3 protein-coding genes are annotated in these 2,103 nt (G+C 45.9%); 1 reads left to right on the plus strand and 2 read right to left on the minus strand.

Translation table 11 applies throughout. The annotated features are described in order from the left end of the window. Positions 1–126: 126 nt before the first annotated feature. A complete protein-coding gene (locus IKG78_RS03570) occupies positions 127–393 on the minus strand; it encodes a hypothetical protein (protein ID WP_290939411.1) in 267 nt (88 codons plus the stop codon). Between the two features lie 115 nt (positions 394–508). Between IKG78_RS03570 and IKG78_RS03575 the strand changes: the two genes are divergently transcribed. Next, positions 509–1,087: an FISUMP domain-containing protein gene (locus IKG78_RS03575; protein ID WP_290939414.1), complete on the plus strand. Its 579-nt coding sequence runs from the start codon at positions 509–511 to the stop codon at positions 1,085–1,087. A gap of 135 nt (positions 1,088–1,222) precedes the next feature. Here IKG78_RS03575 and grpE read toward each other — a convergent pair whose 3' ends face one another. Further along, positions 1,223–1,930 (minus strand): nucleotide exchange factor GrpE, encoded by a 708-nt coding sequence (gene grpE / locus IKG78_RS03580; protein ID WP_290939416.1) that lies wholly within the window; start codon positions 1,928–1,930, stop codon positions 1,223–1,225. Positions 1,931–2,103 lie beyond the last annotated feature (173 nt).

Genomic DNA, 2,103 nt, shown 5'->3' on the forward strand with positions numbered 1-2,103 from the left:
ACCACTTCGTAACCTTCACGACGGAGCACCTTGCAAGCCTGCACGCCGGAGTAGTCGAATTCGCAGCCCTGGCCAATCACAATCGGGCCAGAACCAATGAGCATAATCTTCTTGATGTCGGTACGCTTAGGCATACTTTATCTCCCTAAAAAAATTTTCGACAGGATAGCCCTGTGTTGTTGACATAGGTCCCTGATAAGGTTGGTGAGCCTGTCGAACCAGCCGAAGGGCCGAATAAAAAGAAAGGCAAAAGCCAAAAGCTTTTGCCATATAATTAAAAAATTTAAAAACAGAAATAAAAATCAAATGTCCAGAAAGTGTTGCCTGATTCCGTTGCGAAATGGCTGCAACGGCTGTACTCAAGTGTGCTTCAATGGACTCCGAAATTTTCATCGGGTGCAAATCTAGCAAATCAAATGCTTCTACGCAAGAGATTCTTCAAAAAAAAACATATTTTTGAAGAAACACTCTTGATGAGGCCGCCTCTGAACCTATAATTTAGTGGATAATGAAATTTTTTAAATTTTTGACAATTTTGTTTTTATGCGCTTGCTCTGATTCTGAGTCGCCATCGCGAGCGACGTATGCAAACGGATTCATTGATTCTCGTGATTCCCGGTCTTACAAAACGATGGAAATTGGCGGGCGAGTCTGGATGGCCGAAAATCTGAATTACATTGACGAAGCGGATTCGCTATACAGTCGAACGCATTGCTTTAATGACAGCGCGGCTTATTGCGAAAAGTGGGGGAGACTTTACGCTTGGAATGTCGCCATGGTTGCATGCCCTGAAGGCTGGGAACTCCCGTCCAAGGCCGATTTTGACAGCTTGCTCGCTTCGTTCGGCGGGGGAGCCTCCGCTGCGGAATCCTTGATTTCACGAGGCTTTATCACGGACATTCATGGCGGATATTATTTCATGGGCTATTCCAGCTTTTTTGAAGAATACGCTTACTTCTGGACGCGAGACGAAGTGAGAGCGAACAATGCCCGAAGCGTTATGCTTGAAAACGGACGCTCCAGCGTTTCTTACGATGAAACGTACGAAGAATTTGGATTGTCCGTCCGGTGCATTAAGAAACAGTAATTTCCCGTGGGGGAGACTATAATAAAAGGATGAAGTTTTCTCATTTTAGTCTGTCATGCCGGACTCCGATCCGGCATCTGTTACTCCATTTTTAGCGTCATCGCGGACTTGATCCGCTATCTATTTGCCGCGATATTACTTTCCCGAAGAAACAATAACCTTTGCAGTCTTCAAGATCTTGTTCTTAAGCTTGTAGCCTTTCTGGAAAACAGTGACCACATGGCCTTCGGGAATGGTTTCGCTAGGCTGCTGCATCAGAGCTTCGTGCAAATTCGGGTCGAATTCCTTGCCTGTCGGGTCGATTTGTTCGAGGCCTGCGTCCGTGAGGACCTTGGCGAACTGGTTGTAAATCATCTGCATGCCCTTTTCAAAGGCTTCGAGGTCCTGGGCCTTGTTCTCGGCAGCAAAAGCGCGTTCGAAATTGTCCTGCACTTCAGAAAGTTTTTCGAGGAGCTTGCCATTCGCCGTCTCGATGAGTTCGAGCTGTTCCTTGGCGCTGCGGCGACGGAAATTGTCGAATTCGGCCATCAAGCGCAAATGGCGATTGTTCGCTTCGGCAAGAGCAACCTTAAGGGCTTCGATTTCCGCACTTTTTGCATCTGTTTCTTTGGCAGCTTCATCCGCAGGGGAAGTCGGCTTTTCTTCGGCGGACTGCTCGGCAGAATTTTCGGCATCACCTTCTTTTGTCTCTGCGCTGCTTTCGTCTATTGCCTCTGACGCGCTTGCGTCTGAGTTCATTGCTTCCTGGGCGGCATTCAGAACATCCTGTTCAAACTTTGCCTGTTCCGAAGAAGAATTACTTCCGTCTTTAGTCTCTTGTCTTTCGTCTATATTTTCTGCCATGATAATAAAATTCCTTTAAATTCGCCTTTCGGGCGAGTGTTTTACATTTTCGACCCAAATTTAGCAAAAAACGTGCCAATCATCAAACCATTAATTACGTTTAATAATGAAACGATTCGGTTAAACCCCTCACCCCTTTTTTTATATTTTAATTGCCGATAATGCGGATTATG

Origin of the sequence: Fibrobacter sp., from assembly GCF_017545445.1 — a bacterium.
In the GTDB taxonomy this organism is placed as follows: Bacteria; Fibrobacterota; Fibrobacteria; order Fibrobacterales; family Fibrobacteraceae; genus Fibrobacter.